This is a genomic window from Bacillus gaemokensis (assembly GCF_001590835.1).
Classification (GTDB): domain Bacteria; phylum Bacillota; class Bacilli; order Bacillales; family Bacillaceae_G; genus Bacillus_A; species Bacillus_A gaemokensis.
Genome location: NZ_LTAQ01000070.1, coordinates 49,009 through 69,427, shown reverse-complemented (window position 1 = coordinate 69,427; position 20,419 = coordinate 49,009). Strand labels below are relative to the sequence as shown.

Annotated in this window: 18 protein-coding genes and 4 pseudogenes; 18 read left to right on the top strand and 4 right to left on the bottom strand. The window is 32.5% G+C overall.

Translation table 11 applies throughout. The features are described 5' to 3' along the window. The first annotated feature begins 517 nt into the window (after positions 1-517). Positions 518-1,516 carry a phosphotransferase enzyme family protein gene (locus AZF08_RS27520; RefSeq protein WP_082246095.1) on the top strand — a complete coding sequence of 333 codons (999 nt, stop codon included), beginning with the start codon at positions 518-520 and terminating at the stop codon, positions 1,514-1,516. Between the two features lie 82 nt (positions 1,517-1,598). Here the strand turns inward: AZF08_RS27520 and AZF08_RS27515 are convergent. Then, positions 1,599-2,089: pseudogene (locus tag AZF08_RS27515) on the bottom strand (5'-methylthioadenosine/S-adenosylhomocysteine nucleosidase); the annotation flags it as partial. 186 nt (positions 2,090-2,275) lie between these two features. Here AZF08_RS27515 and AZF08_RS27510 point away from each other — a divergent pair. The 5 genes from AZF08_RS27510 to AZF08_RS27490 all read left to right on the top strand — a co-directional run bounded on the left by AZF08_RS27510 (position 2,276) and on the right by AZF08_RS27490 (position 8,270). Beyond that, positions 2,276-3,067, top strand: coding sequence for an arylamine N-acetyltransferase family protein (locus AZF08_RS27510; protein ID WP_033675571.1), 792 nt, complete (start codon positions 2,276-2,278; stop codon positions 3,065-3,067). A 418-nt stretch (positions 3,068-3,485) separates the two neighbouring features. Continuing rightward, positions 3,486-4,964 (top strand): FAD-dependent oxidoreductase, encoded by a 1,479-nt coding sequence (locus AZF08_RS27505; protein WP_033675572.1) that lies wholly within the window; start codon positions 3,486-3,488, stop codon positions 4,962-4,964. Positions 4,965-5,460: 496 nt separating this feature from the next. Next, the gene (locus AZF08_RS27500) at positions 5,461-6,114 is read left to right on the top strand and encodes a YdeI/OmpD-associated family protein (RefSeq protein WP_033675573.1); all 654 of its coding nucleotides are present in this window, start codon (positions 5,461-5,463) and stop codon (positions 6,112-6,114) included. Positions 6,115-6,400: 286 nt separating this feature from the next. After that, positions 6,401-7,516: an NAD(P)/FAD-dependent oxidoreductase gene (locus AZF08_RS27495; protein WP_033675574.1), complete on the top strand. Its 1,116-nt coding sequence runs from the start codon at positions 6,401-6,403 to the stop codon at positions 7,514-7,516. Positions 7,517-7,706: 190 nt separating this feature from the next. After that, positions 7,707-8,270 (top strand): GNAT family N-acetyltransferase, encoded by a 564-nt coding sequence (locus AZF08_RS27490; protein ID WP_033675578.1) that lies wholly within the window; start codon positions 7,707-7,709, stop codon positions 8,268-8,270. A gap of 467 nt (positions 8,271-8,737) precedes the next feature. Here AZF08_RS27490 and AZF08_RS27485 read toward each other — a convergent pair whose 3' ends face one another. Continuing rightward, complete coding sequence (locus AZF08_RS27485) at positions 8,738-8,995, bottom strand: hypothetical protein (protein ID WP_033675579.1); 258 nt, start codon at positions 8,993-8,995, stop codon at positions 8,738-8,740. 195 nt (positions 8,996-9,190) lie between these two features. Between AZF08_RS27485 and AZF08_RS27480 the strand changes: the two genes are divergently transcribed. From AZF08_RS27480 to AZF08_RS27455, 7 genes and pseudogenes are all read left to right on the top strand, one after another. Then, the gene (locus tag AZF08_RS27480; protein ID WP_033675580.1) at positions 9,191-9,571 is read left to right on the top strand and encodes a nucleotide excision repair endonuclease; all 381 of its coding nucleotides are present in this window, start codon (positions 9,191-9,193) and stop codon (positions 9,569-9,571) included. A 233-nt stretch (positions 9,572-9,804) separates the two neighbouring features. Further along, positions 9,805-9,885 (top strand): annotated as a pseudogene (locus tag AZF08_RS30330) (formylglycine-generating enzyme family protein); the annotation flags it as partial. A 100-nt stretch (positions 9,886-9,985) separates the two neighbouring features. Further along, positions 9,986-10,273 carry a hypothetical protein gene (locus AZF08_RS31695; protein ID WP_235190068.1) on the top strand — a complete coding sequence of 96 codons (288 nt, stop codon included), beginning with the start codon at positions 9,986-9,988 and terminating at the stop codon, positions 10,271-10,273. A gap of 617 nt (positions 10,274-10,890) precedes the next feature. Then, positions 10,891-11,670, top strand: coding sequence for an undecaprenyl-diphosphate phosphatase (locus AZF08_RS27470; RefSeq protein WP_033675582.1), 780 nt, complete (start codon positions 10,891-10,893; stop codon positions 11,668-11,670). 215 nt (positions 11,671-11,885) lie between these two features. Then, positions 11,886-13,208, top strand: coding sequence for an FAD-dependent monooxygenase family protein (locus AZF08_RS27465; RefSeq protein WP_033675583.1), 1,323 nt, complete (start codon positions 11,886-11,888; stop codon positions 13,206-13,208). A 65-nt stretch (positions 13,209-13,273) separates the two neighbouring features. Continuing rightward, a complete protein-coding gene (locus tag AZF08_RS27460; protein ID WP_033675584.1) occupies positions 13,274-13,768 on the top strand; it encodes a GNAT family N-acetyltransferase in 495 nt (164 codons plus the stop codon). A gap of 36 nt (positions 13,769-13,804) precedes the next feature. Then, positions 13,805-14,326, top strand: coding sequence for a YfiT family bacillithiol transferase (locus AZF08_RS27455; protein WP_033675586.1), 522 nt, complete (start codon positions 13,805-13,807; stop codon positions 14,324-14,326). Between the two features lie 219 nt (positions 14,327-14,545). Here the strand turns inward: AZF08_RS27455 and AZF08_RS27450 are convergent, their stop codons facing one another. Continuing rightward, the gene (locus AZF08_RS27450) at positions 14,546-14,923 is read right to left on the bottom strand and encodes a PH domain-containing protein (protein ID WP_033675587.1); all 378 of its coding nucleotides are present in this window, start codon (positions 14,921-14,923) and stop codon (positions 14,546-14,548) included. Positions 14,924-15,102: 179 nt separating this feature from the next. Between AZF08_RS27450 and AZF08_RS27445 the strand changes: the two genes are divergently transcribed. The 5 genes and pseudogenes from AZF08_RS27445 to AZF08_RS27425 all read left to right on the top strand — a co-directional run bounded on the left by AZF08_RS27445 (position 15,103) and on the right by AZF08_RS27425 (position 18,689). Beyond that, positions 15,103-15,954, top strand: coding sequence for a patatin-like phospholipase family protein (locus tag AZF08_RS27445; protein WP_033675589.1), 852 nt, complete (start codon positions 15,103-15,105; stop codon positions 15,952-15,954). A 23-nt stretch (positions 15,955-15,977) separates the two neighbouring features. Further along, positions 15,978-16,349, top strand: a complete 372-nt coding sequence (locus AZF08_RS27440) for a YxiJ-like family protein (RefSeq protein ID WP_033675591.1) — start codon at positions 15,978-15,980, stop codon at positions 16,347-16,349. Positions 16,350-16,484: 135 nt separating this feature from the next. Next, positions 16,485-17,367 (top strand): annotated as a pseudogene (locus AZF08_RS27435) (alpha/beta hydrolase). A 20-nt stretch (positions 17,368-17,387) separates the two neighbouring features. Next, positions 17,388-17,795 (top strand): DnaJ family domain-containing protein, encoded by a 408-nt coding sequence (locus AZF08_RS27430; RefSeq protein ID WP_033675593.1) that lies wholly within the window; start codon positions 17,388-17,390, stop codon positions 17,793-17,795. 78 nt (positions 17,796-17,873) lie between these two features. Beyond that, the gene (locus tag AZF08_RS27425; protein ID WP_033675595.1) at positions 17,874-18,689 is read left to right on the top strand and encodes a YwqG family protein; all 816 of its coding nucleotides are present in this window, start codon (positions 17,874-17,876) and stop codon (positions 18,687-18,689) included. Positions 18,690-19,574: 885 nt separating this feature from the next. Here AZF08_RS27425 and AZF08_RS27420 read toward each other — a convergent pair. Next, a pseudogene (locus tag AZF08_RS27420) lies at positions 19,575-20,264 on the bottom strand (LAGLIDADG family homing endonuclease). Positions 20,265-20,419 lie beyond the last annotated feature (155 nt).

Genomic DNA, 20,419 nt, shown 5'->3' with positions numbered 1-20,419 from the left:
ATCTTAGCGATAGAAAACTGATCATTATATCCTGATGAATAAACCACAAACCTCCTTCCATGTAGAATTCATTTGACAAATGGATTTTCATACATTTTGTAGTTATGTCATGGATATAAAAAATACAAGTATTTATATAAGCGATAGAATGGTTTTCGTAATCATTCAATACCCATAATATAACTAATAAATAAAAAAATGTACATAGTTAAGGTTAAAAAGAGTGAAAAATCCAGCAAATTCTTGCTGCATCTGGTTTGTGTAAATAGTTGATTACATTAGTTATAGATTGTTATAATTTTCCTAATGATAAAAAGGAGGTGAGTAGATTATATGATGATCTTAATAAGTAAACGTGTGGAAATACATCTAGATCTTTCTCACTTATATGAATGGTGTATATAGAAACAGATAATTTATTTTCTAAAATTAAACTGTAAAATTACAATTTTGTATGCATCATACATGAAATGTATTTCCACATTGTTTATGTAAAAACAAAAATGAGGTGGATTGTATGATGAAGTTAAGTTTAATGCTAAAAGTAGTAGAAACTGTTGATGATGAATGGAAAAGTCCGTTAGCAGAAAAAATCTTAGAGAACTGGCAATATAATAAGGGTTCATTATATTATTTTCGTTCAAGCGCAAACTGCATATTTGTATTCAAAAAAAACGGAGAACGTCATTTCCTTAGATTTATAGAAAAGCAGGAAAGAAATGTAGAGGCGATTAAAGCTGAAATTGATATTTTGTTGTATTTATCTCGTTATTCCATACATGTTGCAGAACCAGTTCAATCAAAAAATGAATGTTATATTGAAGAGGTTGAGACGGATTTAGGAACTTTTTATGCAGTTGTTTTTAAAGGGCTTGATGGTAAGCAATATGAGGTTGAAGAATTAAAAGAAGAGCAATTTTTATTATGGGGAAGAGCTTTAGGTAAGCTTCATCAAGCTTTAAAAAATATGCCAAAAGATTTTAATCAAAATCGCACAACTTGGAAGGATCATCTTAATTTTGTAAGAAAAACTTTGCCTGGAAGTGAGTGGTCTGCATATAAAGAATTAGAGAAAATTTCTACTTGGGCTAATGAGTTATCCATTACAAGTGATAACTTTGGGATCGTCTATTATGACTTTGAGTTAGATAATCTTTGTATAAATAAAGAAGAAGTTGGGATTATTGATTTTGATGATTGCGCTAACTATTGGTATGTTGCAGATATTGGATACGCTTTACGGGATATATTTCATGATGAAGTTGATTTGAGTCATCCATCCTATCAAGTATTTCTCAAAGGGTATACACTAGAAACAACAGTTGATGAACATATTTTAAGAGATTTACCATTGTTTATGAGAATGCATCAATTAATCATATTTGCGAAAATACTACGAACTGTTGATGTTCCAGAATCAAAGAATCATCCAGAATGGTTACAGAATTTACGAAGAAAGCTTATGAAGCAGTTCATTGAGGACACTCGTGCAAAGTTGGAAAAACTACATTCCTAAACTGTAGTAAAAGGCATACTGGCATCTGTTAGTATGCTTTTACTTTGTCTTGATTTGTAGGTATTTTTTATTATATGGAAGATATATTGTAAACTTTAGAAATTTGTGCTGCCGCCGCACCTTCCATTTCTTCTACAGAGGTACCATACTTAGAATGGGACCATTTTATTCTATCAACCTCATTATTCCAAACGTCTGCTGAACCTATAGTACCCTCGACTACTTTACCCTTAGTGTATTCATCTTTTACTGCATTAGCAGTTGCGAATAAATCTTTATCTCCCTCGAAGTACCGGATCTTTTCAGCATTCGGATCTTCTCCTGCACTTCCTTCAGAAGCCATTAAGTCCATAGACATCCATTTAGTTGGATCAATCCCTTGGTTTTCATCCATATTTGTTGTTTTTAATGAACCTATGTTTGTAACTCTTTTTCCTAAAACAATATCAAATACGTTTAAATTCGGATCATGTCCGCCTGATGTTCCTTGATTATTGCTATAGGGTTATATCTTTCGATAGCTACTGCTGTATTTTCCATTCCTTTACCTGTTTTGGTAACGATTACAGGATAACGGTAAATTAATATTAATATAATATGTTGGTACATTTTGTACTGGTACAGTTCTGTTGAATGTACATTGTTTGTCAGCCACTTGATCTTTAGAATGAGCATATAGTAAAGAATGGGATTAGATAATTATCAAGTTTGAAAAAGACATATTCATGTTACAAAAAAACAGCAAAGGAAGTGTTTTGTATGACGGAGTTACAGAAACTATTCTTTTCAAGATTGAATCTTGAAGAAAAAGAGAGTATTGCATTTGAAGACTTAAATAAAATAATTAGGGCGATGGCTTACGAAATACCTTTTGAAAATTTGGATATTGCAAAAGGTGATACAAAAGAAATTTCTCAAGAGAACCTACAAGAGAAGATATTAATAAATTCACGCGGCGGTCTTTGTTATGAATTAAATTCAATTATGTATTATTTTTTAAAAGATTGTGGTTTTGATGTTCAATTAGCATTAGGTACTGTCTATAATAGAGACGCAGAAATGTGGTCCCTTGAGGAAGGACACGTTACAGTCATTTTAAATTATAATCATGCATTATATCTAATTGAGGTAGGGCTTGCTTCAGTGGTGCCTTTAACTCTTGTTCCATTTACTGGTGAAGTTGTCAAGTCGATAAATGGTGAATATCGTGTTAGAAGAAAAGATACAGATAAAGGATCTTATGTTTTAGAAAGACGAGATGGTAATAAATGTTCTAAATCAGATGAAAAGCTTCAATGGAAATTATGTCATGCTTTTCATGAAGGTACTATTGATGAAACAACTTTAAATAAAGTGCAAAGAAAAGTCATAGAAGATGAAAATTCCAGTTTTAACAAAGGACCGATTACTGTGAAGCTTACGGATTCTGGATACGCTTCTTTAACAAAAGAAAGTCTAACTCAAACAATAAATGGTAAAAAAAGTAAAAAGTTAATTACAGAGCAACAATACAAAGAGATATTACAGGATAAATTTAATATTAAAATGTAAAAACAATGATTTTTATAGCCATAATGAATAAACCATAAATCTTCCTTTTGGTAAAACTTACTTGACAAATTAGGTGATTAGTTGGATTTGTGAATTATTAACATGAAGCGAAATTATTCCCTTTGCAATTATTTAACCTTATAGGGATAACGCCACACATCCATCAACCTAAGAAATTAGATGTTCCCCAAAACGAAAATTTTATCTTCCATAGTTGTTTATCAGAATTCAACACATTGGGGAACAACGAATTTATCATCTCACTTTTCATATTCTAAGTGAATTTTTGTTTCCTAGGAAACAAAAATGCGGTATACTTGCATACATAACACATAATATTTATTAACTGGGAATCTATTATGTGTACATGTTTTTGTACGATTAGTTCCTGATCAATCAAATAAATGGAGGGCATGACATGGGAAATCATTATGATGTAGCAGTTGTTGGTGGTGGTCCAGTAGGATTAATGACCGCATGTGAATTAGCTATTCAAGGTATAAAAGTTGTTGTGTTGGAAAGAAGAGTGGATCGTATACGAAATTCTAGAGCAATGACACTACACCCTCGCTCCTTAGAATTGATGGCTATGAGAGGCATTGAAAATAGATTTTTATCTCGAGGAAAACAATTAGATACAGGTCATTTTGCTGTCCTAGAAACACGATTAAACTTCAAAGATTTAGCTACTGATTTTCCTTACACACTTTTTATTCCGCAATCTATTACAGAAGAAATATTAGAAGAACGTGCATTAGAATTAGGTGTAGACATTAAACGAGGGCATACTGTGAAGGACTTAAAACAGTATGAAACATTCGTACAACTAGAAATAGAGCAAAGAGAAAATATATATAAACTAGAAGTTCTATATGTGGTAGGCGCCGACGGTGCAAGAAGCATCATACGCGAATTATCGCATATACCATTTAGTGGAACGGATACTACAGCCACTGCTATATTGGGCGATGTGATTTTAGAAGATATTCCAGATAATCCATTTTTCTCTACATCTAATATACATGGGATAGTAATGATGGGACCGATTGCTCCTGGAGTATTTCGTTTTGCAATTGTAGATCCTGTAAATCAGCATACCCCTGTACAAATTGCTGTCACAGAAGAAGAGCTTATAGATAGTGTTTATCGTATTACAGGTGAACGTATTCAAATTAAGGAAACGATTTGGCTTTCTCGTTTTGGAAATGCAACCAAATTAGCAGATATTTATCAACATTTGCGTGTATTCTTAGCAGGAGATGCGGCACATATTCATTTACCTGCAGGCGGACAAGGTTTGAATGTAGGTTTACAAGATGCTTTTAATTTAGGATGGAAATTGGGATTAGCTATTAAACAGAAAAAATATGAAAACCTATTAGAAAGTTACCATATTGAACGACATGCTGTAGGAAAACAATTTTTAAAAGAAACACAAGCGCAAGAACAATTAATGATGAACTTTTCAAACACTGGAATGGCACTAAGAGAGCTATTTTCTCACATACTCACATACTCAGACGTGAATCGAGATTTAGCTAAAAAAGTAAGTGGCCTAGGAATTATGTATCCACCGATGCATAATACGGAAAAAAATCCATGGCTAGGAAAAAGATGTCCCAATTTTTCTATTTATGCACAAGATCAGAACAATCACACACTCTATGAAGTGATGCATGATGGGAAATTCATTTTATTGATACATCCTTCTTATGTAGATATGGTAGATAAAATAAACATTGATTCACATATAAGAGTGATTGTAGGACAAATACAACATTCTGAGTTAGAAAATATAGGTGCAGTTTGGATTCGACCGGATGGTCATATAGCTTGGATTGCGCATACCAAGAAAGACGTATCATTAGGTATTGAAAAAATGCAAAATAACATGTAATTCAATATGTTATTAACTAATCAGACTCTTTTGTAGTAAGGAATCACAAAATTTCAAAATAATAAAAAACGTTATTCTTTCTTAGTAAGCAGTAAAGAAAGAATAACGTTTTTTATAAATTATATATTCAGCTAGCTTTACTGATTCATAATATTGAGTATTCAAATCGCATGGCTTGAAGGGCGCTATATGTCCGTGGCGGAAAGTAAGTTTCGGGAGTTTTTCGTCCAGAGTTTTACTGAATTACCGAAGCAATAAACCTTTTAATATCGATTCGAATTTTATGAGCCTAAAACAATAAGGAATTTTCCGATTTTTAGAACGGTATTATTATTTTTAATAGAAAGTGGAACAAAAGAAAGTGTTATCTTGTCTATATAATGAGTCAATTCATATTTTTCACGATTTACTAGCGATACTGCTTATAGTAATATTATGCTAGGAAAACAACAATGAATATAATGAAAACTAGAATTCAAAAAAGAAGGAGCCAGCAATGACAATTATCGAGAAATTAAATCTTAATAAATATACTAATATGGTGGTAGTCAACCAACCAAAAGATTATGATGTCTTCACCGAACAAACCATTACGATTGCTAAAGATCATGATGTTATTTTTATTTTCGTAGAAACAATTGATGAGATGGTAGAACATACACAATTCATCATTACTAATGAAGAACTATTGCTTGAGAAAGGTTATTTGTTTTTCGCTTATCCGAAAAAAGGCAATACGCGTTATAAAACTTTTATTCACAGAGACGAAATGTTCCCAGCACTGAAAGTTGGAGAAGATGGATATGTAGATAACAGTGATATTAAATTCGCACGGATGGTAAGTATGGATGATGTTTTCACTGTTGTTGGTTTAAAACGTGAAAAAAAGAAAGCGAAGAAAACGTCTGCGGCTAGCCAATGTGTCGCTGATTATGTCGAGAATATTAAGGATGTTGAGGCATTGCTAGCTGATTATCCAACTGAACTTCAGTTTTATCAAAGTTTAACACCTGGATATCAAAAAGATTGGGCGCGCCATATATTTTCTGCGAAGCAGCAAAAAACACGTGAAAAGCGTCTACAACAAATGGTGGAAATCCTTTCACAAGGATATAAAACAATCGATTTATTCCGCAGAAAGAAGACATAAAGGAGTATCGATAATCTTAATATTTGAAGCATATTCTTGATTTTCTTATTAATAATATGAAATCGAGAATATTTTTTTTTATGAAATCCGATTTTTAATATCAAAATACATAATAATGACACAATTAATGGAATGAAAAAGTTGAAAAAACATTTCCTTCACGTATACTGAATATGGTTCGGAATTTATAAGAGCGGCTGTTTGTAGCAAAATTTCTTGCAGCAGATAAAATAGGAACTCTTGTACAGAAAAAACATAAAAGAATGAATAAGAAAAGGTGTTTTGAATGAAATCGTATATTGTAGTTGGAGCTGGAATTTTAGGAGCGTCTACTGCTTATCATCTTGCTAAGGCGGGAGCACATGTTACATTAGTGGACCGTCAGGATTTAGGACAAGCAACGGATGCGGCGGCAGGAATTGTATGTCCTTGGCTTTCGCAGCGTCGCAATCAAGCTTGGTACAAAATCGCAAAAGGTGGAGCGCGTTATTACGCCTCTTTAATTCAGCAATTAGAAGAGGATAGCGAAACAGATACAGGCTATAACCGAGTAGGGGCTATTAGTCTACATACAGATAGTAAGAAATTAGATCAAATGGAAGAACGTGCGTATAAACGACGTGAGGATGCTCCTGAAATTGGTGAAATTACACGTTTATCACCAGATGAAACAAAAAGTTTATTCCCGTTATTATCTGAAGAATTTGGTGCTGTACATATAAGTGGTGCCGCGCGAGTAAATGGACGAGCACTTCGTCAATCTCTTGTAAACGCTGCGAAAAAACATGGAGCTACCTTTATAATAGGAAATGCCGTTTTAATTCATGAAAATAATTGTGTTAAGGGTGTTACAGTAAATGATGAAACATTAAAGGCGGATCAAGTAATTGTAACTGCAGGAGCTTGGGCAAACGAATTGCTACAACCGCTGGGCGTTAATTTTCTAGTAACTTTCCAAAAGGCACAAATTGTTCATTTGCATATGCCTAGCACGGATACTGAAAATTGGCCAGTTGTAATGCCACCAAATGATCAGTACATTCTTACTTTTGAAGATGGTCGTATAGTGGTAGGTGCAACACATGAAAATGATACAGGTCTTGATTATAGAGTTACAGCTGGTGGGCTACATGAAGTATTTGATAAAGCCTTATCAGTCGCTCCAGGTTTGGAGAATAGTACGATGCTTGAAACGAGAGTTGGTTTTAGACCATTCACGCCAGGTTTCCTACCTGTTATTGGTCCATTACCTAACTTTGAAGGAATACTTGTTGCGAATGGTCTAGGAGCTTCAGGATTAACAGCAGGTCCATATCTAGGATCCGAACTTGCAAAACTTGCTATGGGACAACCTATAGAATTGGATCTAAGTCATTATGATGTAGCTGGAGCGATTGAATAGTTATAAAAAGAAAAAAAGATTAGGAATAATTACCTAATCTTTTTTTCTTTTTATATTGTATATAGTCAATTTTATGTTTATAGAGGGGATTATGAACATTTTGGAGAAAAGTTATATTAATTGTAATTTTGAAATTGATATCACAAAACAATTACACATGAAACGTTAAAGGATTAAGGAGTTGCGATAAGTGTATCACGTTGAGATAAGAAGACCAGCCATTGAAGATTATGAAGAATTAAATCAATTGATTCACACAGTCATTATAGATACGTTTGCTAGAGAAGGTTTATCGGATTTAGTTGACGATATAAAAAATGAAATTGAAAATAAAAAGCAGTACTTGAAATGTGACTTTGATAGCAATGGGGAAAATCGATATTTTTTGATAGCTGTAGATAAACAGTGTAATAAAATTATCGGAACAATTGAATTTGGACCATCTAGTCAATTAATTAATATTTGCACAAATGGCACATTAAAAAATTTGTATGAGGTGGGAACTGTATTTGTACTCCCGAATTATCAAAGACGTGGCATAGGGAATTTACTTTTAAATGCAATCTTTCTTTCCTTATTGGGTAGAGGAATAAAAGAATTCTGTTTGGATAGTGGCTATACTAATGCACAGAAAATATGGAAGAAAAAATTTGGAGATCCTAATTTTTTGCTAAAGGATTATTGGGGCGAGGCGTGTGATCACATGATTTGGAGGAAATGCATGAGTGATATACCTATAGTATTTAGTAGATAATGGGGGAGCGCTGCATACCCATTATCTTAAGAATCCCCAGAAAGAGTAAAAGGTAGTATTCTCATTGATGGGGGTATCAAACAAAAAGACTTGATGAACAAACTATGAAAAAGATTTTGAAGAATATGTAGATACTTGGGAACAGTTTTTGAATGTTGTAAGAGGAGATTGTAGTAGGGTGTCTCCATACAGAGAAACTTATGCGAAAAGAAAACGATAATAAATTTTACTGGCATGCGAGAGGTGAAACAGCTGGTAATATCATTAAAGCTATGCATAAACATGAAACTGCGGTTGTAAAATTTAAAGATTTACAAAAGGATGGATAGGGGAGGGTATAAACATTCCCTGTCCTATCCATCCTTTATGTAACGTGCAATATGTTATGGAACACCTTAATTTTCAATAAAAATAACTACTTAATCTTTTTTGTTTTTGTCTTATATCAAGTTGTTTTTCAGTGGGGCCTAAATATCTTTCGGCTTAGTAGTGCCTTTAAATAAGAAAGCTACTGTACTAATCAAAATGATAACTTTTAAGCCCGCCCAATATGGGTAAAACGCGTTTTCTTTCAAAGCGGTAAGTTGAAACATACTTTCTATCGCTGAAATTCCTGTAATACAAGCTAGAATAAGTAAAGGTTTTTCTTTATTTGTATTCCAGTAGAGAAAAAATAAGAGAATAGCGCATACTGCGGGTAAGATAGTTTGGAATAAGATTGGCATTGTGTCCCCTCCAAATGTAATAGCATACTGTATTTTATATTATACAGTAAATTGTAATATATAGGAATTATGCGTAGGTAAAAACTCAATAGAAAAAGAGCTGTATATACATATATATCTGTTATAAGCGAAATGTTAATAGCTTTTCTTACATACTTATGCTATTATTTACCTTTATACCAAAAGAGGACGTGAATGAACTTGATTAAAATTAATATCCCTGAAGTTGATGTTACAATTACAGAACGTAAACAAGTAATAAAAGGAGACGAGCCAAGAATCACTCCGATTCATGGATTTATCGATTTCCACTTGTTCCCAAGAGATAAAGGCGGCATTTTTATGTTTTATAATATTAATGACGAGCTTCTCTTTGTTGGGAAAGCAAGAAAAATAAGACAACGTATTAAAAAACATTTTGAAGACAACGTTTCACCAATTAAAGAACATCGTGATGAAGTATACCGTATTGATGTATGTGTAGTAGAAGATCCAACAGAAAGAGAAATTTACGAAACATATATTATTAATGAATTCCAAGCGAAGTATAATGTTGATAAAGTGTTTTATAAATAAAATACCTTTTTAAAAATAATCCCAGTATTCTACTGGGATTATTTTATTTTCTTCTGTTAAAACAAAAATCAATTATAAGATGTTTTTTGTTAGGGGGAAAAGTCAGTTTCTTAGTTCGATGATAATGGGGTGACACCTTATTTAGAAAGAGGATGAAGGATTTACATGCACTTCTATCCTGTAAGATATCTTTGACGATGCAGTTATATGTTGTTCCTGTTCCCTGCACATTGTGTGGGGCTTCGTGTCGTCGTCGTAGCCATCTGTCATTTTGCATAGATGACCTCGGATTCCGTCTTGCCCAGTCTTTTTAACTCCTACAAACAAGCATATTTACTTCCAATAACACATTGGTTTTATGTTAACAAAAATTTAAATTTCGTTACTTAATAATTCATTTTGGGAGACTAAAATATGAAAAGTAAATTTATTATTGCTTTATTTCTTATCGGGATATTAATTCCTAGTTCGAAAACTTTAGCAAATGAAGAAATTATTTCAAAACAAGAAGCAGCCAACTATTATTATAGCGTAAAAAAAGAACACAATAATTACACGTGGAAAATTGGTCATAAAAGTTCTAATTCAATAATAAAGGAAAGCAAGGAAAATAAGTTGGACTTAGAAAATTTTCGGAATGTCGTTAACAAATTAAGCCAACAAAACTTAGAATGGTATGTATCAATAGTATATTTAATTTAATTATATTACTTTTAATTCTCTTAATATCTTTTATAAAAAAGAGAAAAAGTATTCCAAAATGGTTTTTACTGTTCATGTTTGTTTTGTTAGTAATATCCATAAATGCTGTAGTACAGACATCAATTAGTTTATCTACAACAGATAATGAAGTGCAATTTCTATATCACAGGCTAACACAATAAAAAAGATCCCCCTAATGTGGGATCTTTTTTATATCTATTTAATTATGTTTTACAGTTCTAGAAGTAGAATAATTCACCATATTATTCTACTCTTAAAAAGAAAAATCAAAGATTCGCGATACATTCATTCATTTGTAAATGAATAATATGTACCAATTGCTATTTTATATGGCGTTTTACGATTTAAGTTTTAATACTTTACAATTCATCTTTATTCATTTGCCAAACCCGTGAATAGCATATAATTGGCTTTATGCTATGCTAAATGTCTCTTTTAGAACAGCGCTTGTACTGTTATGGCAGAATTTTCTAATAAAATCACTTTAATTAGATACAAAAAAATCATAGCATTAACGTTCTTACTAAACTCTCTTTCTTTCATAACAAGAAAAAACCATCATATACTGGTACAAGCAAACAAGAAAGGAGATCATCATGAACTGGTTAGAAGCCTTTATATTAGGAATTATTCAAGGACTAACGGAATTTTTACCTATAAGTAGTACGGGGCATCTATATTTAGGGAGACATCTTTTTAGTTTAGATGAAGCAGGCCTTTTTTTAGATACGATGCTTCATATCGGAACGTTACTTGCTGTATTTGTTTACTACAGGAAAGAGTTTATTTATTTAATTAAAAATCCATTTTCCAAACTTACGTTTTTACTTATCATTGGAACGATTCCAGCAGTCATTATTGGCCTATTATTTAAAGATTTTTTTGAAGATATTTCGAAGACTGGTATAACGATTGGCTGGGAGTTCTTAGTGACAGGTTTGTTTTTATATATGGCAGAGAAACAAAAAAACGGACGAAAGAAAATGGACGATATTACATATCAAGATGCTCTCATCATTGGTTCATTTCAAGCGGTTGCTATTTTTCCAGCAATTTCTCGTTCTGGAATGACGATTGTGGCGGCACTATGGAGAAAATTAGATCGTGAAACGGCTGCGTATTTTTCATTTTTGTTATCAACACCTGCAATTGTCGGAGCGATTATCTTGCAGTTTGTAGATGTTTTCCAAGGAAAAGCTGAAGCAATTTCAAGTACATCTTTAATCGTAGGTACTTTATCTGCAGCGTTTTTTGGATACATTGCAGTATCTTGGATGATTCAGTATTTAAAAAGCCATTCTCTTAAAGTATTCGCGTATTATGTTTGGGCTTTAGGGTTGCTAATTTTAACTTTACAGTTCACGGGTATATTTTGAGGAGGTAGAAAACTTGAAATCATATAACCAAGCGGGAGGAGTATTTCACAGTGGATTATTCACCCATATAGTACTTGTGATAGAGAGAAAAGATGAATAAATGTTGATAAAAAAAGCCTGTTCTATAATTTTATAGCAGGATTTTTTATTTTATGCTTTTATTAAAATGTTAGGGAAATGCAGAATAAGGTGCCATATTAGTAGGAGGTAGAAACATGTTGGAGAAAGCAATAGTCATTGGTGGAAGTATCGCTGGGAAACTAGCAGCAAAAGTTTTATCTGATTTCTTTCAAGAAGTAATCATTTTAGAAGCAGGCGAAGAGTGGAATGAAAAAGGCCCTCGAAAAAGAGCACCTCAAAGTCATCATCCCCATGTGTTATTAAAAGGTGGTGAAGAGGCAATTGAAAAGTTATTCCCTGCGATTATGACTCAGCTTAAAGAAGATGGTGGTATTGTAAATAATTTTACTGGAGATTTGAAATGGCATCATTTTGGCTTATGGAAACAACCATTTGTTGGGGAGTTGAATTCTGTTCAACAAAGTCGTCCCATGCTCGAGTGGCATATACAAAGACGAATGAGTCAGGTGTCTAATATTATAACGAAATATGAAACAATGGTTGAACAATTATTCATAGATCAGCAACATAACAAAATCACTGGAGTAAAAGTACGTTGTTTGAAAACAGGAGTGAAAGAAGAACTTCATGCAGAGATAGTTGTAGATGCAAGTGGATTTGGTTCAAAAAATATAGATTGGTTACAAACATATGGTATAAAAGTGAAAGAAGAAAAGGTGTGGATTCAATTGTTCTACGCCACTCGATTATTTCGTCTGAAACAGCAAGAACGTCTGGACTGGTGTAATTTGCTTATTTCTCCGAGCTTTCCTGAAAATCCTTATGGTGCTCTTATTCAAACGATTGAAGACGATCGTTATTTTGTAACTTTTAGTGGATATGCCAATGAACCAGCGCCACAAACGGATGAAGAATTTCTTGCATTTGCTCATAAGTTACCTGCCCCAGATGTAATTCGTTTTCTTGAACAAGCGGAACCTATTACAGATATAAAAATACATAAGATTCCATACCAAGTACGTCGCCGATTTGATTTAGTGAAACATATACCAGAAGGGTTCTTAGTAATTGGAGATGCTCACTGTCGCTTTGATCCTGTTTTTGGACAAGGGATGTCTGTCGCTGCTATGGAAGCTGTCGCGCTACAATTGAGTTTAAAGCAAAGAAAATCGTTAAAAAATGATTTTACTCGAGACTTTTATAAGCGTATTTCCAAGATTATTGCAACGCCGTGGGAAATGGTTACAACAGAGGCATTTCGCCATCCTGAGATAAAAGGAAATAAACCGTTTATACAACCATTCCAGCAATGGTATACGAAAAAAATATATCAACTTTCCGCAAGTGATCCAGAAATTTACATTCGGTTGGTTAGGGTGATGAACCTGATTCGTAGTCCACTACATCTTTTTCATCCAAAAGTATGGTTTGCTATGCTTAGGAGTCGGCGGAAATAGAGGGATTTACTATTCAATAACGAATATATAGAAGTTAATTGATTTGAAAAAGGGCTGAGTGATGAATGGAGATATACATAGAAAAATTAAAGAAGCAAGATGCAGAAGAATTGTTTGTTTTTGAGTGTTATAACAGAGAATTTTTTGAAAAAACGGTACCTAGTCGCGGAGAAGATTACTATGTGTATGAGGTTTTCCAGCGTAAACACGATGAACTATTGAAAGAACAAGAGGAAGGAACCTCGTACTTTTATCTTATACGGAATTTAAAAAATAGAATTGTAGGGAGAATAAATTTAGTAGATATAGAAAAAGAGCAGCAATTAGGTTATCTAGGTTATCGTGTAGGAGAAGAGTTTATTAGAAAAGGAATTGCAGTTCAGGCAGTAAAACTACTTCTAGGTCAAGCAAAAAAACATCAAATTAATGAAATTTATGCAAAAACAACAAAGGATAATTTGGCTTCACAAAAAGTGTTAGAAAAAACGGGATTTTCACGTGTTCCACTTGATCAAAAAACAGACTTCATACATTACATTTGGAAGCAGAATAACATGTGATACAAAGAAACTTCAAAACAAAAGGGGAACAATATAATGACAGATTTACGTTATCCAATTGGTCAATTTACTTATGGAGAAAATATTACACATGACACAATAGAAAAGTGGATACAAGATATTGCAAAACTGCCTATCGAACTAACGAAAGCAATAAAAGATTTAGATAAAGAGCAGCTAGATACGCCATACCGGACTAACGGCTGGACAGTACGGCAAGTTGTTCATCATGTTGTAGATAGTCATATGAATAGTTACATTCGTTTTAAATTAGCATTAACAGAAAACAATCCAACTATTAAACCTTATAAAGAAGAGAAATGGGCAGAGCTTCCAGATTCGAAGTTACCAGTAGATGTTTCTCTAGTGCTATTAGAAGCTTTACATAAGAGGTGGGTAAATTTATTAAGTTCTTTAGAAACTGCAGACTTTGAAAAAACGTTTAATCACCCGGAATCAGGTGAGACAAAACTTGGGGTGGCAATCGGATTATATTCATGGCATGGCCGTCATCATACAGCACATATTACTTCTTTACGTAAACGATTAGGTTGGTAAAAAGGAAAGGAGAATAAAATGTTTAAAGGTAAGAATAATTAGCAATTGTAAATCCAAATAATTAAAAGTTTAATTTTATAGTACTAACAACAAAAAGATAGATTATATAAAATAAATTTATATAATCTATCTTTTTGTATATTTAAAAGAATTAAGTGTATTTTCTTCCAAAAAACTCGGGTTAGTAATTTGGGATTTGTATAAAAATACAAAAATTTGTTATTTAGTTGTATGTTTTGCCAATGCTTTTTGAATCCCTAAAATACTATCGTCACCTTTAAATTCTTTCGTAATTGGTTCATGCGTACTAGAAATCCAAATTTTAAGTTCAGCATCTAAATCAAAATGACCTGCTGTTTCAATACTGAATTGTGTAATGCTTTTATATGGAATAGAGTGGTATTCTGTTTTCTTACCAGTCACCCCTTGTTTATCAACTAAAATCATTCGACGATTTGTAAATACAATTAAATCTCGAATTAATTTATATGCATGTTCGACTTGTTCATCATCTAACATAATCTTTTGCAAATCACGTTCTACACTATCTGTATTCGTATCAGATGCATTTCCTAAAATACCGCTAAATAAACTCATATGAAATTCCTCCTTTATCATTTGTGGAATGAGTTTCTTATATTGTATCACGTTAAGGAGATAGAGATTCTTACATTATTTCAAGAGCTTTTTGCTATAATTGCAAAGAACTTTTTAGCACTTCATCATAAAATCTTGTGCTAAAATAAAAGTAAGAAACAAAAGCAGAGGGAGCACAGATGAAAAATATCGGTTTAGTATTAGAAGGCGGAGGAATGAAAGGATTATATACAGCAGGAGTACTCGAATACTTTATGGAGAATGATGTATTCTTCCCGTATGTAGTTGGAGTTTCAGCAGGAGCGTGTATGGGTGCGACGTACTTATCTCGTCAAAAAGGGAGAAATAAAAAAGTAAATACAGAATTAGTGTCAGACCCTCGGTACATATCATATCGAAACTTCATACAAAAACGAGAATTGTTTGGCATGGATTTTCTGTTTGATGAAGTACCGAATAAGATTGTCCCCTTTGATTTTCAAACCTTTCTTCATACAAATGAGCAGTTTGTTATTGGGACAACTGATTGTGAATCAGGACAAGCAGTGTATTATACGAAACAGGAGCATGGGGATGATATATTAAAAATTATTCGTGCATCGAGTTCTGTACCATTTATTGCGCCTGCTGTAGACTATGATGGTAAAAAACTACTAGACGGAGGAATCATTGATCCTATTCCTGTTCGTAAGGCACAAAAAGACGGATATCAAAAGAATGTTGTTATTATGACTAAACCTGAAGGGTATGAAAAACAACGGAATAAGTTTTCTTCAATGGCTAAATTTTTATATAGACGATACCCAAAAATCTCTAAACTTTTAGTAGAGCATTATCGCTTTTATAATGAAACTGTTTCGTATATGAATTCTAGTGAACAAAAAGGAAATTTCTATATCATTCAACCAAGCATGCAGCTTCCTGTAAGTGGAATTGAGAGGAATCAAGAAAAGCTTATAAATCTATATAGTCTTGGGTATAACGATGCAAAAAATCAATATGAAAGATTGTTAGAATGGATAGAGAAATAAGAAATAGAGAGGTGAATGATTGATTGATACTAGGAAAAAAGGTGATATTTAACGAGTTACAGAAACTACATAATCTTTTATATCAGCCATTTCCGTATGAGGACACACGTCAAATGTATTATGATTTTAAGAAGATGTTTTCTGAGGATGATTGTATGAATGCTGACTTGGATCTATATTGGATGAATATTGCGGGAACATTAAGTTATGTGTTACATGGAAATGTAGAGAAAATCCCATTTGAGCAAATAAAATCGCTTCGTATATCATTTTTTGACCGTTTTAAACAATTTCGTTTTTTAGAGAAATATATTGAACATTATCCAATATTCTATAGAGACTATATGTATTATGAAAGAGCACGTAAGTTATTACTTTATTATCTTACTGAATAAGAATGAAAACACACAGACTAGAATCGTTTGTGTGTTTTTTGTTCATAAAATATACAAGTTTATTACCATATTTATATAGGAATTTATTTGTAAAACAAGAAGTACCTATAGAATAGTATAAAGGAGGGAAGAGGGATGAAGTCAATTATAAGTCCTAAGATAGCAGAACTTGCAGATCAATTAAACAATGGAAATAAACAAGCTTTACATACACCACTTATAGAGATTTGTCCAATGAATGAGCAATATCGCCTTATAACGTACATATGGCTAGGAGATAAGGATACAGAAAATGTTTATGTATTTGGTAGTTATCCTGGTTGGGACCTTAATTCCAATTACTTAGAAAAGCTTTTAGATACAAATTTATAAAACATTTAGAACGAATGAAAAATTCATTTCTACCTATCACTTTTCAGTTAATGATCATTTTGAACATGATTGGGTAGCGCGTAGTGAACAGTATCAGGTAGATTCATTTAACAGTAAAATTTTCGGAGAGGGAACAGATAGAGCAGCTGTTTTAGAACTAGGAATGGAAATGGAGTACGATAAAAGTTTCCCTAAAAATTATAATCCTCAAGGGAAAGTTGAAACATATTCTTTTTACAGTTCCGTTTTAGGCAATACACGAAATCTATATATTTACACACCTCATGATTATTCTCACACTTCTAGCCCTCAAGACCTTCTTATAGCATTTGATGGAAATGCATTTATACAAAACCTTTCAGCACCGATAACACTTGATCATTTCATACATAAACAAGAAATCCCTTCATGTATTGTTGTTGGAATTGATCAAATAGATCGATTACATGAGCTTACTTATAATGATAATATGAACGCATTTTTAATAGAAGAGCTTCAAGCTAATAGAAGCCTGTATAAGACATTGAGAGAAAAAGAATATCAAATTACCTATAGTGAGTTTCAAGGCGGTCATGACGAAATCTGGTGGCGTGAACAGTTTGCTGAGGGGATATTAGCGTTAAATCATTCAAGGGCGTTATTTTAAAAAGAAGGGGAGGGAGAAATATGAATGAAAAAGATTTGGATAAAGCATTAAAAAAACAAGAGATTTTAGTAAAGGATGAGAAGGTTTGGTCTTACACGTACGAGGATCATATTAGTTCTATCATTAAGCGTGCAGAAAAATCAGGGGCTTTTGATGATTTACCTGGCAAGGGAAAACCACTTAATATTGATAAAAACCTTTCTTATAATCCTGAAAAACAGCTTTATAAAATATTGAAAGATAACCATGTTTTACCTAGATGGATTGAACTTTCAAAGGAAATTGATCATTCAAAAGAAAAACTGAAAGAGATTACAGATCCTGAAGAAGCAACAAAGCTAATTCGAACTATTAATAAAAAGGTTCTGGAACATAACTTAATTTGTCCCGTAAGCGCACAAAAGATGAGAGTGAAAACGGATTTTTAGCATTTTTCAACAAGTCTCTCACTTGTTATATAATTGAGGTAGGCTTATTTGATTTATTATGCAAGGGAGGAATGGAGAATGACAAATACATATCATTTACAAATACCAAAGCAGCTAGAACAGTATAGAGACGTTTTAGAGGAAAGTGCAAAGCCTTATATTAAAGTTACAGGAGAAATAAGTGAAACAACTCTATTTGAAAGTAAATTTGGTGGTTATCCGTATTTACCTATTCATCATGAGCACCCGAAGGATTCAACTGGAAAACCAATGATGTTACTTGCGCAGTTGAATTTTGAAGAGATTCCTCACATTGAACCTATGCCAACGAAGGGTTTACTACAATTTTTTGTAAGCGGAGAAGATGATCTTGTTGGAGCAGACTTTGATCATCCAACAAAACAAAAAGATTTTCGTATTATTTATCATGCTGAAATCAATCAAGATAAAAATCAAATTGTAACAGATTTTAGTTATTTAAATGCTCTTGATTTAGAGTATTTTGTTGTACCAGAAGCAGCGAAATTATCATTTGAAGCAGGTTATCAGCCTGTAACAATAGGAGATTATCGATTTGGAGCATTTTCCAAAGATAGGATCGATTTAGAAGAAGTCGTTGACGCTGAAGACGAAATTGAGTTAGCCGAACTCTATGAAGAGCAATTTGAGGGCCAAGGACATAAAATCGGTGGCTATCCGTTCTTTACACAAACAGATCCACGAGAATGGGGAAAAATATATCGAGAACATAACATTTTATTATTGCAAATTGATACAGACGATTCTCTAGGAATTATGTGGGGAGATTGTGGAGTTGCGAATTTCTTTATAAGAAAAGAGGATTTAATAAACTTGGATTTTTCGAATGTGCTGTATAATTGGGATTGTTGCTAATGTATAGAAATCTCTTTTGAATGTATTAAGTGAATATATAACCTTAATATAGACGGGAAATAGGGAAGAGGCGCTACATTTATCAATATGAATGTATACCTGACTATACGAATGAAACATAATAAATCAGCAAGAACTTTTAAATTTTTTTAATTTATGTAGCATGAATGGCGAACCATTATAAAATGCAAAAAAATAACTATAAATCGTAAAAAAGTCTTCCTAAAAAATAGGGGGATTTTTTTAGGAATAATCATAGATTATGTTAACTAAAATGAAAAATTACAGCAAACAATAAGTAAGCTAGGTAAATTGTATAGGAAACCCTAAATTTAACCATATTTAATAAACGGGATATAAATATGAGAAGCTGTAGAAATACTGGATAAAAACTTACATGTACGAATTTAAAATCGTTTTACTAACAAAATGAAAATTATTTAATTAATCGCGTCGTAAATTTATAGACATCCGCAACATTTATAATTCAACGAGATTTTTAATTTGAAAATTGCTGTGAGAAATTCAATCGTAAATTAGCGATGGAAACTGAGGGATTTTAAAAGAACAATATTTAAAGCGAATTTCATTAAAAATCTTCGTTTCATCTCAGTTTGTGTAGTTTACTTGTATTTAGAGACAGGGAAACACTTCTTTTCTATAACTACCTATAATATATATTATGTCTACTAGAAAAAAGAAGTAACTTATTTATTTCGTGTCAAGGTGCCCTGCTCTTTTTATTTTATATCGGGAGAAAAAACAGTTCGTGTGTCTAATTTATAATTTAGCACACGAACTGTTTGAATATTAATGATTAGAATGTATCGGCTCAGCAATTTTGGTTCATAAGAATTATTTCTTCAGTTGAAAAATTTCGTATTTTCATTGCAAAAACAATTCTTTATCTGTATAAATCCACGCTGAGAACTTTTTGATTGTGTTTTTACCACTTAGGTATATACGATACTGTTTTTCTTTATCAATAAAATTCGGTTGATAGTTATGATCATCTAGTATTCGTTTTAAAAATTTCATAAAATTATATGAACCACCGACAAAACTTACAAAGTATCTTTTGGGATTTACATGTCCATCTCCATCAAAATACCCTCTAATAAAATGATGTAAATACTCTTCTGGAACAAACGGAAATTGTACATTGTATGATTTACAAGGCATAATTCCGTGTAACTCTATAAGAGCATTTTTCATTATTTTACTGTTTAAATTCAACATATAAACGCCAGTGTTTTTGTTTTGATACAACGGTTGATTGGAATTAAGCTCTATTTTTATATTTTCTAAAATACCTGATTCTTTTTGAGAAATACTTACGGTTTGATTATCCTTCATAATGACACCATCAGCAATAAAGAAGCCTAAAATATACGCCATGTTGTTCGACCATTTTTTAAAGTAATCTTCATTCAAATTATATTTTCGTTTTCAACTACCTCTTGCTCGTTTTTCAACGTTGTTATCTGTTAGGACCATCCGAACATATCTAGCCGAGACGTTAGCTAATTTTGCGATATTAGACGTACTCTCCCCTTCTAAATAAAGATTAATCATTTCTGCACTTTCCTCTATATCATATAAAAAACAAATGTTCTATCTATTATTACCTATCAAAATCGATTGCAGCATTTTTATATGGTTTAGATATGATATCCTTCCTTCTTACTGTTGCTATATGTCTATTCTGTACATCTATACTATTTTTCTAG